This window comes from Escherichia sp. E2748 (genome assembly GCF_005781125.1).
Lineage (GTDB): Bacteria > Pseudomonadota > Gammaproteobacteria > Enterobacterales > Enterobacteriaceae > Escherichia.
Window position 1 is genome coordinate 125114 of sequence record NZ_VATP01000019.1, and the last position, 14633, is coordinate 139746.

Consider the following 14633-nt stretch of genomic DNA (forward strand, 5'->3'; position numbering starts at 1 on the left):
GTCTCACATTCACCTGTAATATGTAAACGCATCCATCTATAGATGGTAAAAATAGGTTATGGCAATTATCATTGCACCATTCCCTTTTCGAATGAGTTTTTATTATGCAACAACCTGTAGTTCGCGTTGGCGAGTGGCTTGTTACTCCGTCCATAAACCAAATTAGTCGCAATGGGCGTCAACTTACCCTTGAGCCGAGACTAATCGATCTTCTGGTTTTCTTTGCTCAACACAGTGGCGAAGTACTTAGCAGAGATGAACTTATCGATAATGTCTGGAAGAGAAGTATTGTTACCAATCACGTTGTAACGCAGAGTATCTCAGAACTGCGTAAGTCATTAAAAGATAATGATGAAGATAGTCTTGTCTATATCGCTACTGTACCAAAGCGCGGTTATAAATTAATGGTGCCGGTTATCTGGTACAGCGAAGAGGAGGGAGAAGAAATAATGCAATCTTCGCCTCCCCCTATACCAGAGGCGATTCCTGACACAGATTCTCCTTCCCACAGTCTTAACATTCAAAACACCGCAACGCCACCTGAACAATCCCCAGTTAAAAGCAAACGATTCACTACCTTTTGGGTATGGTTTTTTTTCCTGTTGTCGTTAGGTATCTGTGTAGCACTGGTGGCGTTTTCCAGTCTTGAAACGCGCCTTCCTATGAGTAAATCGCGTATTTTGCTCAATCCACGCGATATTGACATTAATATGGTGAATAAGAGTTGTAACAGCTGGACTTCCCCGTATCAGCTCTCTTACGCGATAGGCGTGGGTGATTTGGTGGCTACGTCACTTAATACCTTCTCCACTTTTATGGTTCATGACAAAATCAACTACAACATTGATGAACCGAGCAGTTCCGGTAAAACATTATCTATTGCGTTTGTTAATCAGCGCCAATACCGCGCTCAACAGTGCTTTATGTCGGTGAAATTGGTAGACAATGCAGATGGTTCAACCATGCTGGATAAACGTTATGTCATCACTAACGGTAATCAGCTGGCGATTCAAAATGATTTACTGGAGAGTTTGTCAAAAGCGTTAAATCAACCGTGGCCACAACGAATGCAGGAGATGCTCCAACAAATTTTGCCTCATCGTGGTGCATTATTAACTAATTTTTATCAGGCACATGATTATTTAATGCATGGTGATGATAAATCATTGAACCGTGCCAGTGAGTTATTAGGTGAGATTGTTCAATCATCTCCCGAATTTACCTACGCGAGAGCAGAGAAAGCATTAGTTGATATAGTACGTCATTCTCAGCATCCTTTAGATGAAAAACAATTAGCAGCACTGAACACAGAAATTGATAACATTGCTACACTGCCAGGAATGAATAATCTGGCCATTCTCTATCAAATAAAAGCGGTCAGTGCTCTGACAAAAGGAAAAACAGACGAATCTTATCAGGCGATAAATACTGGCATTGACCTTGAAATGTCCTGGCTAAATTATGTGTTGCTTGGCAAAGTTTATGAGATGAAGGGGATGAACCGAGAAGCTGCTGATGCATATCTCACCGCCTTTAATTTACGCCCAGGAGCAAACACCCTTTACTGGATTGAAAATGGCATATTCCAGACTTCTGTTTCTTATGTTGTTCCTTATCTCGACAAATTTCTCGCTTCAGAATAAACGAATCCTGGGTTGATTCATTCGCGGGGATTTTTAGCGTTAAACGCTTGTATATTTATTGACATAACATGTTGCAGCAATTTATTTGCTGCATAATTTTTTATTACATAAATTTAACCAGCAACTTTCTCGTAATTCATTGTAAATGTTGAATGTTTATCTTTTCATGATATCAACTTGCGATTCTGATCTGTTAATGAAGAGCTAAAATCCTCACTGACATAAACTTTTGTATTATTTCACCTAATCTTTAGGATTAATCTTTTTTTTTGAGTAGTCTTGTCGCCAGTTTGGTCTGGTCAGTAAATAGTTATACATCATGACCCGGACTCCAAATTCTAAAATGAAATTAGGAGAAGAGCATGAGTTCTGCCAAGAAGATTGGGCTATTTGCCTGTACCGGTGTTGTTGCCGGTAATATGATGGGGAGCGGTATTGCATTATTACCTGCGAACCTTGCAAGTATCGGTGGTATTGCTATCTGGGGTTGGATCATCTCTATTATTGGTGCAATGTCGCTGGCTTATGTATATGCCCGACTGGCAACAAAGAACCCGCAACAAGGTGGCCCAATTGCTTATGCTGGAGAAATTTCCCCTGCATTTGGTTTTCAGACAGGTGTTCTTTATTACCATGCTAACTGGATTGGTAACCTGGCGATTGGTATTACCGCTGTATCTTATCTTTCCACCTTCTTCCCAGTATTAAATGATCCTGTTCCGGCGGGTATCGCCTGTATTGCTATCGTCTGGGTATTTACCTTTGTAAATATGCTCGGCGGTACCTGGGTAAGCCGTTTAACCACTATTGGCCTGGTGCTGGTTCTTATTCCTGTGGTTATGACTGCTATTGTTGGCTGGCATTGGTTTGATGCTGCAACTTATGCAGCTAACTGGAATACTGCGGGTACCACTGATGGTCATGCGATCATTAAAAGTATTCTGCTCTGCCTGTGGGCCTTCGTGGGTGTTGAATCCGCAGCTGTAAGTACTGGTATGGTTAAAAACCCGAAACGTACCGTTCCACTGGCAACCATGCTGGGTACTGGTTTAGCAGGTATTGTTTACATTGCTGCGACTCAGGTGCTTTCCGGTATGTATCCGTCTTCTGTAATGGCAGCTTCCGGTGCTCCGTTTGCAATCAGTGCTTCAACTATCCTCGGTAACTGGGCTGCGCCGCTGGTTTCTGCATTCACCGCCTTTGCGTGCCTGACTTCTCTGGGCTCCTGGATGATGCTGGTAGGCCAGGCAGGTGTACGTGCCGCTAACGACGGTAACTTCCCGAAAGTTTATGGTGAAGTCGACAGCAACGGTATTCCGAAAAAAGGTCTGCTGCTGGCTGCAGTGAAAATGACCGCCCTGATGATCCTCATCACTCTGATGAACTCTGCCGGTGGTAAAGCATCTGACCTGTTCGGTGAACTGACCGGTATCGCAGTACTGCTGACTATGCTGCCGTACTTCTACTCTTGCGTTGACCTGATTCGTTTTGAAGGCGTTAACATCCGCAACTTTGTCAGCCTGATCTGCTCTGTACTGGGTTGCGTGTTCTGCTTCATCGCTCTGATGGGCGCAAGCTCCTTCGAGCTGGCAGGTACCTTCATCGTCAGCCTGATTATCCTGATGTTCTACGCTCGCAAAATGCATGAGCGCCAGAGCCACTCAATGGATAACCACACAGCATCTAACGCACATTAATTAAAAGTATTTTCCGAGGCTCCTCCTTTCATTTTGTCCCATGTGTTGGGAGGGGCCTTTTTTACCTGGAGATATGACTATGAACGTTATTGCAATATTGAATCACATGGGGGTTTATTTTAAAGAAGAACCCATCCGTGAACTTCATCGCGCGCTTGAACGTCTGAACTTCCAGATTGTTTACCCGAACGACCGTGACGACTTATTAAAACTGATCGAAAACAATGCGCGTCTGTGCGGTGTTATTTTTGACTGGGATAAATATAATCTCGAGTTGTGCGAAGAAATTAGCAAAATGAACGAGAACCTGCCGTTGTACGCGTTCGCTAATACATATTCCACACTCGATGTAAGCCTGAACGATCTGCGTTTACAGATTAGCTTCTTTGAATATGCGCTGGGTGCTGCTGATGATATTGCTAACAAGATCAAGCAGACCACTGACGAATATATCAACACTATTCTGCCTCCGCTGACCAAAGCGCTGTTTAAATATGTTCGTGAAGGTAAATATACTTTCTGTACTCCTGGTCACATGGGCGGTACTGCATTCCAGAAAAGCCCGGTAGGTAGCCTGTTCTATGATTTCTTTGGTCCGAACACCATGAAATCTGATATTTCCATTTCAGTATCTGAACTGGGTTCCCTGCTGGATCACAGCGGTCCACACAAAGAAGCAGAACAGTATATCGCTCGCGTCTTTAACGCAGAGCGCAGCTACATGGTGACCAACGGTACTTCCACTGCGAACAAAATTGTTGGTATGTACTCTGCTCCGGCAGGCAGCACCATTCTGATTGACCGTAACTGCCACAAATCGCTGACCCACCTGATGATGATGAGCGATGTTACGCCAATCTATTTCCGCCCGACCCGTAACGCTTACGGTATTCTTGGCGGTATCCCACAGAGTGAATTCCAGCACGCTACCATTGCTAAGCGCGTGAAAGAAACACCAAACGCGACCTGGCCGGTACATGCCGTAATTACTAACTCTACCTATGATGGTCTGCTGTACAACACCGACTTCATTAAGAAAACGCTGGATGTGAAATCCATCCACTTTGACTCCGCGTGGGTGCCTTACACCAACTTCTCACCGATTTACGAAGGTAAATGCGGTATGAGCGGTGGCCGTGTCGAAGGGAAAGTGATTTACGAAACCCAGTCCACTCACAAACTGCTGGCGGCGTTCTCTCAGGCTTCCATGATCCACGTTAAAGGTGACGTAAACGAAGAAACCTTTAACGAAGCCTACATGATGCACACCACCACTTCTCCGCACTACGGTATCGTGGCGTCCACTGAAACCGCTGCGGCGATGATGAAAGGTAATGCCGGTAAACGCCTGATCGACGGTTCCATTGAACGTGCGATCAAGTTCCGTAAAGAGATCAAACGTCTGAGAACGGAATCTGATGGCTGGTTCTTTGATGTATGGCAGCCGGATCATATCGATACTACTGAATGCTGGCCGCTGCGTTCTGACAGCACCTGGCACGGCTTCAAAAACATCGATAACGAGCACATGTATCTTGACCCGATCAAAGTCACTCTGCTGACTCCGGGGATGGAAAAAGACGGCACCATGAGCGACTTTGGTATTCCGGCCAGCATCGTGGCGAAATACCTCGACGAACATGGCATCGTTGTTGAGAAGACCGGTCCGTATAACCTGCTGTTCCTGTTCAGCATCGGTATTGATAAGACCAAAGCACTGAGCCTGCTGCGTGCTCTGACTGACTTCAAACGTGCGTTCGACCTGAACCTGCGTGTGAAAAACATGCTGCCGTCTCTGTATCGTGAAGATCCTGAATTCTATGAAAACATGCGTATTCAGGAACTGGCTCAGAATATCCACAAACTGATTGTTCACCACAATCTGCCGGATCTGATGTATCGCGCATTTGAAGTGCTGCCGACAATGGTAATGACTCCGTATGCTGCGTTCCAGAAAGAGCTGCACGGTATGACCGAAGAAGTTTACCTCGACGAAATGGTAGGTCGTATTAACGCCAATATGATCCTTCCGTATCCGCCGGGAGTTCCTCTGGTAATGCCAGGTGAAATGATCACCGAAGAAAGCCGTCCGGTTCTGGAGTTCCTGCAGATGCTGTGTGAAATCGGCGCTCACTATCCGGGCTTTGAAACCGATATTCACGGTGCATACCGTCAGGCTGATGGCCGCTATACCGTTAAGGTATTGAAAGAAGAAAGCAAAAAATAATTAGCTAGTACAAGGGAAGTGGCTTGCCACTTCCCTTTTTTGCTCATAAGGAGAACACATGAAAACACCCTCACAGCCGCGCGCGATATACTATATCGTGGCGATCCAGATCTGGGAGTACTTCAGTTTTTACGGCATGCGTGCCTTACTCATTCTCTATCTCACCCATCAGCTTGGTTTTGATGATAACCATGCCATCAGCCTGTTCAGCGCATACGCTTCTTTGGTTTACGTTACCCCTATTCTCGGCGGCTGGCTTGCCGACCGCCTGCTCGGCAACCGCACTGCGGTGATTGCCGGCGCGCTGTTAATGACCCTTGGCCATGTGGTGCTGGGCATTGATACAAATTCAACCTTTAGCCTGTATCTGGCGCTGGCAATCATTATTTGTGGCTACGGTTTATTCAAATCAAACATCAGCTGTTTGCTTGGCGAGCTCTACGACGAGAACGATCATCGACGTGATGGCGGTTTTTCGCTGCTGTATGCTGCGGGCAATATCGGTTCTATCGCAGCCCCCATCGCCTGCGGCCTGGCTGCTCAGTGGTATGGATGGCATGTTGGCTTTGCCCTTGCGGGTGGCGGCATGTTTATCGGTTTGTTGATTTTCTTAAGCGGTCATCGTCATTTCCAGTCCACGCGTAGTATGGATAAAAAAGCGCTCACTCGCGTGAAGTTTGCCTTACCGGTATGGAGCTGGTTAGTGGTGATGCTCTGTTTAGCCCCAGTATTTTTTACCCTGCTGCTGGAGAACGACTGGTCCGGATATTTGCTGGCGATTGTTTGCCTTATTGCTGCACAAATCATTGCCCGCATGATGATCAAATTCCCCGAACACCGCCGTGCTCTTTGGCAAATTGTATTGTTGATGTTTGTCGGGACGTTGTTCTGGGTACTGGCACAACAGGGCGGCAGTACCATCAGCTTGTTTATCGATCGCTTTGTGAATCGTCAGGCATTCAATATTGAAGTACCTACTGCGCTATTCCAGTCAGTGAATGCAATTGCGGTGATGCTCGCTGGAGTTGTACTTGCCTGGCTGGCGTCGCCAGAAAGCCACGGCAACTCAACATTGCGCGTCTGGCTGAAGTTTGCCTTTGGCTTACTGCTGATGGCTTGTGGCTTTATGTTGCTAGCATTTGATGCCCGACATGCAGCGGCTGGCGGTCAAGCGTCAATGGGTGTGATGATATCCGGGCTGGCGCTAATGGGCTTTGCCGAACTCTTTATTGACCCGGTGGCGATTGCGCAAATCACGCGTCTGAAAATGTCTGGCGTATTAACCGGTATTTATATGCTGGCAACAGGCGCGGTCGCCAACTGGCTGGCAGGCGTAGTGGCACAACAGACGACAGAGTCGCAAATTAGCGGTATGGCAATTGCAGCTTACCAGCGATTCTTTTCCCAGATGGGAGAGTGGACGTTGGCTTGTGTCGCGATCATCGTGGCATTGGCCTTTGCTACCCGATTTCTGTTTAGCACTCCGACGAATATGATACAGGAAAGCAACGATTAACTTCCGTAAAAACAATTAGTTATGAATCAATTTACTTTCAGTTAATCACACTAGCAAATCCCAGATTAATAAGATATTTAAACCATTTTTATGGTTATTTATTAGTGATATCAACTTGAGGTAAGCGTTGGTTTAGATAAGATGAACTGAGTTACTAATAGTCGAGGCAGATAATACAGTGTACCGATCTGTCTCTTTATCTACGCTAAATTGAAAGCTGGATTAAGAGGAACCAAAATGTCTGAACGAGAAACACAGGGAGCCAATGAGGCTATTGATTTTAACGATGAAATGAGAAATCGTCGCGAAAAACTGGCAGCGCTGCGTCAGCAAGGTGTGGCGTTTCCCAATGATTTTCGCCGCGACCATACTTCTGACCAGTTGCACGAAGAGTTTGATGCGAAGGATAACCAGGAACTGGAATCCTTAAACATTGAAGTCTCGATTGCTGGCCGAATGATGACCCGTCGAATCATGGGGAAAGCCTCCTTTGTAACATTGCAGGATGTCGGTGGCCGTATTCAACTGTACGTTGCACGAGATAGCCTGCCAGAAGGTGTTTATAACGATCAGTTTAAAAAATGGGACCTGGGTGACATTATCGGCGCCCGCGGTACGCTGTTTAAGACGCAAACTGGTGAGCTTTCCATTCACTGTACTGAGTTACGCCTGCTGACTAAAGCACTACGTCCTTTACCAGATAAATTCCATGGTCTGCAGGATCAGGAAGTCCGTTATCGTCAACGTTATCTGGACCTCATCGCTAACGATAAATCCCGTCAAACGTTTGTTGTCCGTTCAAAAATTCTGGCCGCTATCCGCCAGTTCATGGTCGCACGCGGCTTTATGGAAGTAGAAACCCCGATGATGCAGGTAATTCCAGGTGGGGCATCTGCTCGCCCGTTTATTACCCATCATAATGCTCTGGATTTAGATATGTATCTGCGTATCGCGCCGGAGCTGTATCTGAAACGTCTGGTTGTAGGTGGTTTTGAACGGGTATTCGAAATCAACCGTAACTTCCGTAATGAAGGTATTTCTGTTCGTCATAACCCTGAGTTCACGATGATGGAACTCTACATGGCGTATGCGGATTACCACGATTTGATTGAACTGACAGAGTCACTGTTCCGCACCCTGGCACAAGAGGTACTGGGTACCACTAAAGTCACTTATGGCGAGCATGTGTTTGATTTCGGCAAACCGTTTGAAAAACTCACCATGCGCGAAGCAATCAAAAAATATCGTCCAGAAACCGATATGGCCGACCTGGATAATTTTGATGCCGCTAAAGCATTAGCTGAATCTATCGGTATTACAGTAGAGAAAAGCTGGGGACTGGGACGTATTGTCACCGAAATCTTTGATGAAGTTGCAGAAGCACATCTGATTCAGCCAACCTTTATTACTGAGTATCCGGCTGAAGTGTCACCGCTGGCGCGCCGTAATGATGTTAACCCGGAAATCACCGACCGTTTTGAATTCTTCATCGGTGGTCGTGAAATCGGTAATGGTTTTAGCGAATTAAACGACGCAGAAGATCAGGCTGAACGTTTCCAGGAACAGGTTAACGCCAAAGCTGCAGGTGACGACGAAGCGATGTTCTACGACGAAGATTACGTGACTGCGTTGGAATATGGTCTGCCGCCAACCGCAGGTCTGGGAATTGGTATCGACCGAATGATTATGCTGTTTACTAACAGTCATACTATTCGCGACGTTATTCTCTTCCCGGCGATGCGTCCACAGAAATAAGTTTCACTTTAATGAACGAAGCAGCCAGGCGACTGCTTCGTTCGTCGTTCCGCAAATCAAGTTTTGAGGAGAGACGCTTCGTTTCAAGATAACCAGCGGATCCACTCAACCACAGCTCCTAAAAGAGAGAAAAAAGTAATGCCACAGGCAGACTCATTGGCCAGGTTATTCCTACCAGGAATGCACTAAGTAAACGAATATGTGTTTTCTCATGTGAGATAAACCAGATAATGACAAAGGATATGTTCACACCAATCACATAAAAAATTAATATTTTATAGAATAGTGTCATTTTGAATATCTTCTTATCCCTTCCATCTATTTGTAAAACTGACGGAAATAGTCATCAACTATCATAATGTTGAGGTCAAAATCAATATCTGGCAAGTCTAAGCATTTGATTCTGATTAAATCTTCAATTTCACTTGCGGCTAATGATGTCGTTATTGCGAAAGAATTCTCATTCAATTGTCGTGGTATTCCATATTCATCAGCCACTATAGAGGAGAAGTTCATATCATGCATCAATGATCTTAACCTTAAGAAAACTGAGGAATAAGATGATGGATAATCAAAAGAAACGACATAAGTATTGAACTTTTTTTTACCTTCCATAATAAGACTCCTATCAATATTAAATGCCCTGGGGATGCAAAGTTTATTAACCCCGATTGATGATTCTCATATAGGAGATATTCTTTTTTTTTTGCTCACTAAAGGGGATGACTTGGGACAAGAAAAAGCTCTCTCTGACCATTCTTTGTGCATCCCCCGACCCTTCAGATACTCCCCTGCATCGCATTACGCAGAGCATGAAAAATATCGTTACTCATCAACTGCGAATATCATCATACTCACGCGTTTTATCAAATTCGTGTTTCGCAAATGGGCACAGTGGGATAATTTTTCGTTTTTCCCGGCGCATTTTTTCCACGACTTTCGCAACCAACTGTTTACCAATCCCTTGCCCTTTCAGGCTTTCATCAACATCGGTATGTTCGATAATCGCTAAATTCTCTCCAGTCGGCACAAAGACAATTTCAGCGATTTGCTTACCCTGTTCGTCATTGATGTAAAATTTATTGTGACCTTCACGTATTTCCATTTTTCCCTCGCTTATTTATGACGGTATTTCAGTGCGCCGCTCGGGCACGTATCAATCACTTTCACTACAGTGGCGACGTCCACTTCATCCGGCATGATCCACGGCTTACGTTTGAGATTAAATAACTTGCCGTTGCCACGTACGCAATTGCCAGAATGCTGACATATTGCAGTGTTGAAATAGACATCGATCTTTTCGCCGGTATAGCAGCGATAACCACCGTCCAGTAGATCCTGATCCATGACCTTCCCTCTCTCATCAGTATGGTTTTCGCAATAAGCATAGCCCGGAATCTTCATACAGCACCGGCAGTTTCAGTTTCCAGAGTCTCTCCCCCTATATAGCCAATTATTCTTACTCCCTTTGAATTACCTGCCTCATCAGAGATAATGCTTAAGAAATTTGTCACACAAGGAAGCTGATGAGACATCCATTGCCCTACCGCAAGTTACGCAAACGTCCGATGAACTTGAGTACCACAGTAATCTTAATGGTCAGCGCGGTGCTGTTCTCGGTGCTGTTGGTGGTGCATCTGATTTACTTCTCGCAAATCAGTAATATGACGCGTGACGGACTGGCCAACAAGGCGCTGGCGGTAGCGCGTACCCTTGCCGATTCGCCGGAAATCCGTCAGGGCTTGCAGAAAAAACCGCAGGAGAGCGGGATCCAGGCCATCGCGGAAGCCGTGCGCAAACGTAACGATCTGCTATTTATTGTCGTTACCGATATGCAAAGTCTTCGCTACTCGCATCCTGAAGCCCAGCGTATTGGTCAGCCATTTAAAGGTGATGACATCCTTAAAGCGCTGAATGGCGAAGAAAATGTCGCTATCAATCGCGGTTTTCTGGCGCAGGCTTTACGCGTATTTACCCCCATCTATGATGAGAATAATAAACAGATTGGCGTGGTGGCGATCGGCCTTGAATTAAGCCGCGTGACCCAACAAATCAATGACAGTCGCTGGAGCATTATCTGGTCGGTGTTATTTGGCATGCTGGTCGGCCTCATCGGCACCTGCATTCTGGTTAAGGTGCTGAAAAAAATCCTTTTCGGCCTGGAACCCTACGAAATATCCACACTGTTTGAGCAACGCCAGGCCATGTTGCAGTCTATCAAAGAAGGCGTCGTTGCCGTGGACGATCGCGGCGAAGTCACGCTGATCAACGATGCCGCACAAGAATTGCTGAATTACCGTAAGTCGCAGGACGATGAGAAACTGTCGACGCTAAGCCACTCGTGGTCACAGGTAGTAGATGTCTCGGAAGTGTTACGCGACGGTACGCCGCGCCGCGACGAAGAGATTACCGTCAAAGATCGGCTATTACTGATCAACACCGTTCCGGTGCGCAGTAATGGCGTTATCATCGGTGCCATTTCAACCTTCAGGGATAAAACTGAAGTACGTAAACTGATGCAGCGACTGGATGGTCTGGTCAACTATGCTGACGCACTTCGTGAACGATCCCACGAATTTATGAATAAATTGCACGTGATTCTCGGATTATTGCATCTGAAGAGTTATAAGCAGTTGGAAGATTACATTCTCAAAACAGCCAATAACTATCAGGAAGAGATTGGCTCTCTGTTGGGCAAGATCAAATCGCCGGTTATCGCTGGTTTTTTAATCAGCAAGATTAACCGCGCGACCGATTTAGGCCATACGCTGATTTTAAACAGCGAAAGCCAGTTGCCCGACAGCGGCAGTGAAGACCAGGTCGCGACGCTGATTACCACGTTGGGAAATCTGATAGAAAACGCGCTGGAGGCATTAGGGCCGGAAGCTGGAGGCGAAATTAGCGTAACATTGCACTACCGTCACGGCTGGCTGCACTGTGAAGTTAACGATGATGGACCGGGGATCGCACCCGACAAAATCGATCACATTTTTGACAAAGGTGTCTCGACAAAAGGAAGCGAACGAGGCGTCGGTTTAGCTCTTGTCAAACAACAGGTAGAAAATCTCGACGGCAGTATAGCCGTAGAATCGGAACCCGGGATTTTCACACAATTTTTTGTCCAGATACCCTGGGACGGGGAGAAGTCGAGCAAATGATCAATGTATTAATTATCGATGACGACGCAATGGTGGCGGAGCTGAATCGCCGATACGTGGCGCAGATCCCGGGCTTTCAATGCTGCGGAACGGCCTCGACACTGGAAAAAGCCAAAGAGATAATTTTCAACAGCGACACGTCTATTGACCTGATATTGCTCGATATCTATATGCAGAAGGAGAACGGGCTCGATTTACTTCCGGTACTGCATAACGCTCGCTGCAAAAGCGATGTGATAGTCATCTCTTCCGCCGCCGATGCCGCGACGATTAAAGATTCGCTGCATTACGGCGTTGTTGATTACCTGATAAAACCCTTCCAGGCATCACGCTTTGAAGAGGCACTCACCGGCTGGCGACAAAAGAAAATGGCGCTGGAAAAACATCAGTATTATGACCAGGCCGAGCTGGATCAGCTAATCCACGGCAGCAGCGCCAACGAGCAGGATCCTCGTCGCTTGCCAAAAGGCTTAACGCCGCAGACGTTACGCACGCTGTGCCAGTGGATTGACGCGCATCAGGACTATGAGTTTTCAACCGACGAGTTGGCCAACGAGGTGAACATCTCGCGCGTTTCCTGCCGCAAGTACCTGATCTGGCTGGTCAACTGCCACATCTTATTTACCAGCATCCATTATGGCGTCACGGGTCGTCCGGTTTACCGTTACCGTATTCAAGCGGAACATTACTCATTGCTGAAACAATATTGCCAATAACGCACCATTGGTTATCCGCAAGTAACAATTATTGCAGTAATGCAAAAGAGCACTGGCACAAGTTACATCGTCCATCAGTAAAACTTGTGCCAGATCAAATATAATTATCCCCTTCTCATTTCATCGATTTAATATTCTTTAGGATAAATAGTGTTTTTAATTTCAAAACGCTAACAAAAGTTAATTAACTATTATGTCACCCGCATTATGTGTATTTTTACCCATAAATGGGTAGATCAGAATAATCTATAACCGTCATTAGAACAAAAAATATACCAATAAATATCAATAAGATAGTAGAAAACAAACTATTAACATCTGCGCAGCACAAACTATAACCCCATCGCCAGAGAGTATTTTTCTCTGAAAAAGTCGCTTATCACAGTGTATTAATTTATTGCTGCCTGAATCAGCCAATATTCACTGTGAAGTAATTACTCAGGCCAGTAACGACCAAAAGGATATTAGTCAGGCTCTGAAAAAAGTTCATACAAACAGAACGAGACTGCGTTCTATTCAGTAGAAATTTAAATGGGATTATCGCGAGGGTTCACAAATGTTATTTACTATCCAACTTATCATAATATTGATATGTCTGTTCTATGGCGCCAGAAAGGGCGGTATCGCGCTAGGTCTATTAGGCGGTATCGGCCTCGTCATTCTGGTATTCGTCTTCCATCTTCAGCCAGGTAAACCACCGGTTGATGTTATGCTGGTTATCATCGCGGTGGTGGCGGCATCGGCCACGTTGCAAGCCTCGGGCGGCCTTGACGTCATGCTGCAAATTGCCGAGAAACTGCTGCGCCGCAATCCGAAATATGTCTCCATTGTCGCGCCGTTTGTTACCTGTACGCTGACCATTCTTTGCGGTACAGGTCACGTGGTTTACACCATCCTGCCAATCATCTACGACGTGGCAATTAAGAACAATATCCGTCCGGAACGTCCGATGGCGGCAAGTTCTATCGGTGCACAGATGGGGATTATCGCCAGTCCGGTGTCGGTTGCGGTAGTGTCACTGGTCGCGATGCTGGGTAACGTTACCTTTGATGGTCGTCACCTTGAGTTCCTCGACCTGCTGGCAATCACCATTCCATCGACGTTACTCGGTATCCTGGCGATCGGTATTTTCAGTTGGTTCCGCGGTAAAGATCTGGATAAAGACGAAGAGTTCCAGAAATTCATCTCCGTACCGGAAAACCGTGAGTACGTTTACGGTGACACCGCGACGCTGCTGGATAAAAAACTGCCGAAAAGCAACTGGCTGGCAATGTGGATCTTCCTCGGGGCAATTGCCGTGGTCGCACTTCTCGGTGCTGATTCGGACCTGCGTCCGTCCTTCGGCGGCAAACCGCTGTCGATGGTCTTGGTTATTCAGATGTTTATGCTGCTGACCGGGGCGCTGATTATTATCCTGACCAAAACCAATCCCGCGTCTATCTCAAAAAACGAAGTATTCCGTTCCGGTATGATCGCCATCGTGGCGGTGTACGGTATCGCATGGATGGCAGAAACCATGTTCGGTGCGCATATGTCTGAAATTCAGGGCGTACTGGGCGAAATGGTGAAAGAGTATCCGTGGGCCTATGCCATTGTTCTGCTGCTGGTTTCCAAGTTTGTAAACTCCCAGGCCGCGGCGCTGGCGGCGATTGTTCCTGTCGCACTGGCGATTGGCGTTGACCCGGCTTACATCGTGGCTTCAGCACCGGCTTGCTACGGTTATTATATCCTGCCGACCTATCCGAGCGATCTGGCAGCGATTCAGTTTGACCGTTCCGGCACCACCCACATCGGTCGCTTCGTCATCAACCACAGCTTTATTCTGCCAGGGTTGATTGGCGTGAGCGTATCTTGCGTCTTTGGCTGGATCTTCGCCGCGATGTACGGGTTCTTATAAATGCACTTTGCGTGCCGCCCGTCG

At 46.3% G+C, this 14633-nt stretch carries 12 protein-coding genes; 8 read left to right on the forward strand and 4 right to left on the reverse strand.

Features of this window, described 5'->3' with window-relative positions:
- Positions 1-104: 104 nt before the first annotated feature.
- The 5 genes from cadC to lysS all read left to right on the forward strand — a co-directional run bounded on the left by cadC (position 105) and on the right by lysS (position 8838).
- On the forward strand, positions 105-1643 hold the full coding sequence (cadC, locus tag FEK42_RS15640) for a lysine decarboxylation/transport transcriptional activator CadC (protein WP_130216757.1): 1539 nt from the start codon (positions 105-107) through the stop codon (positions 1641-1643).
- Positions 1644-2005: 362 nt separating this feature from the next.
- Entirely contained in the window at positions 2006-3340 is a 1335-nt protein-coding gene (cadB, locus tag FEK42_RS15645; RefSeq protein WP_130205939.1) for a cadaverine/lysine antiporter, read from the forward strand.
- Positions 3341-3419: 79 nt separating this feature from the next.
- Positions 3420-5567 carry a lysine decarboxylase CadA gene (cadA, locus tag FEK42_RS15650; protein WP_130205937.1) on the forward strand — a complete coding sequence of 716 codons (2148 nt, stop codon included), beginning with the start codon at positions 3420-3422 and terminating at the stop codon, positions 5565-5567.
- Between the two features lie 58 nt (positions 5568-5625).
- Complete coding sequence (dtpC, locus tag FEK42_RS15655) at positions 5626-7083, forward strand: dipeptide/tripeptide permease DtpC (protein ID WP_130205935.1); 1458 nt, start codon at positions 5626-5628, stop codon at positions 7081-7083.
- 237 nt (positions 7084-7320) lie between these two features.
- Positions 7321-8838 (forward strand): lysine--tRNA ligase, encoded by a 1518-nt coding sequence (gene lysS / locus FEK42_RS15660; protein WP_131161351.1) that lies wholly within the window; start codon positions 7321-7323, stop codon positions 8836-8838.
- A 118-nt stretch (positions 8839-8956) separates the two neighbouring features.
- Here lysS and ghoT read toward each other — a convergent pair whose 3' ends face one another.
- From ghoT to yjdI, 4 genes are all read right to left on the reverse strand, one after another.
- Positions 8957-9130, reverse strand: a complete 174-nt coding sequence (gene ghoT, locus FEK42_RS15665) for a type V toxin-antitoxin system toxin GhoT (RefSeq protein WP_130205931.1) — start codon at positions 9128-9130, stop codon at positions 8957-8959.
- Positions 9131-9156: 26 nt separating this feature from the next.
- Positions 9157-9453, reverse strand: a complete 297-nt coding sequence (gene ghoS, locus FEK42_RS15670; protein ID WP_130205929.1) for a type V toxin-antitoxin system endoribonuclease antitoxin GhoS — start codon at positions 9451-9453, stop codon at positions 9157-9159.
- A gap of 217 nt (positions 9454-9670) precedes the next feature.
- Positions 9671-9943, reverse strand: coding sequence for a GNAT family N-acetyltransferase (locus FEK42_RS15675; RefSeq protein ID WP_000405647.1), 273 nt, complete (start codon positions 9941-9943; stop codon positions 9671-9673).
- 11 nt (positions 9944-9954) lie between these two features.
- On the reverse strand, positions 9955-10185 hold the full coding sequence (gene yjdI / locus FEK42_RS15680; protein ID WP_130205927.1) for a 4Fe-4S mono-cluster protein YjdI: 231 nt from the start codon (positions 10183-10185) through the stop codon (positions 9955-9957).
- Positions 10186-10364: 179 nt separating this feature from the next.
- Here yjdI and FEK42_RS15685 point away from each other — a divergent pair, with 179 nt between their 5' ends.
- The 3 genes from FEK42_RS15685 (at position 10365) to dcuB (ending at position 14609) form a co-directional block, all read left to right on the forward strand.
- Positions 10365-11996 carry a sensor histidine kinase gene (locus tag FEK42_RS15685; RefSeq protein ID WP_135493279.1) on the forward strand — a complete coding sequence of 544 codons (1632 nt, stop codon included), beginning with the start codon at positions 10365-10367 and terminating at the stop codon, positions 11994-11996.
- Positions 11993-12712 carry a two-component system response regulator DcuR gene (dcuR, locus tag FEK42_RS15690; RefSeq protein ID WP_130205923.1) on the forward strand — a complete coding sequence of 240 codons (720 nt, stop codon included), beginning with the start codon at positions 11993-11995 and terminating at the stop codon, positions 12710-12712. The genes FEK42_RS15685 and dcuR overlap by 4 nt, the downstream gene beginning before the upstream one ends.
- A gap of 556 nt (positions 12713-13268) precedes the next feature.
- Positions 13269-14609 carry an anaerobic C4-dicarboxylate transporter DcuB gene (gene dcuB, locus FEK42_RS15695; protein ID WP_000899528.1) on the forward strand — a complete coding sequence of 447 codons (1341 nt, stop codon included), beginning with the start codon at positions 13269-13271 and terminating at the stop codon, positions 14607-14609.
- Positions 14610-14633: the final 24 nt, after the last annotated feature.

What these genes read in the sequence shown, in the direction of transcription:
- cadC (WP_130216757.1), top strand. Translation starts at nt 105, where the DNA reads ATGCAACAACCTGTAGTTCGCGTTGGCGAGTGGCTTGTTACTCCGTCC.
- cadB (WP_130205939.1), top strand. Translation starts at nt 2,006, where the DNA reads ATGAGTTCTGCCAAGAAGATTGGGCTATTTGCCTGTACCGGTGTTGTT.
- cadA (WP_130205937.1), top strand. Translation starts at nt 3,420, where the DNA reads ATGAACGTTATTGCAATATTGAATCACATGGGGGTTTATTTTAAAGAA.
- dtpC (WP_130205935.1), top strand. Translation starts at nt 5,626, where the DNA reads ATGAAAACACCCTCACAGCCGCGCGCGATATACTATATCGTGGCGATC.
- lysS (WP_131161351.1), top strand. Translation starts at nt 7,321, where the DNA reads ATGTCTGAACGAGAAACACAGGGAGCCAATGAGGCTATTGATTTTAAC.
- ghoT (WP_130205931.1), bottom strand. Translation starts at nt 9,130, where the DNA reads ATGACACTATTCTATAAAATATTAATTTTTTATGTGATTGGTGTGAAC.
- ghoS (WP_130205929.1), bottom strand. Translation starts at nt 9,453, where the DNA reads ATGGAAGGTAAAAAAAAGTTCAATACTTATGTCGTTTCTTTTGATTAT.
- FEK42_RS15675 (WP_000405647.1), bottom strand. Translation starts at nt 9,943, where the DNA reads ATGGAAATACGTGAAGGTCACAATAAATTTTACATCAATGACGAACAG.
- yjdI (WP_130205927.1), bottom strand. Translation starts at nt 10,185, where the DNA reads ATGGATCAGGATCTACTGGACGGTGGTTATCGCTGCTATACCGGCGAA.
- FEK42_RS15685 (WP_135493279.1), top strand. Translation starts at nt 10,365, where the DNA reads ATGAGACATCCATTGCCCTACCGCAAGTTACGCAAACGTCCGATGAAC.
- dcuR (WP_130205923.1), top strand. Translation starts at nt 11,993, where the DNA reads ATGATCAATGTATTAATTATCGATGACGACGCAATGGTGGCGGAGCTG.
- dcuB (WP_000899528.1), top strand. Translation starts at nt 13,269, where the DNA reads ATGTTATTTACTATCCAACTTATCATAATATTGATATGTCTGTTCTAT.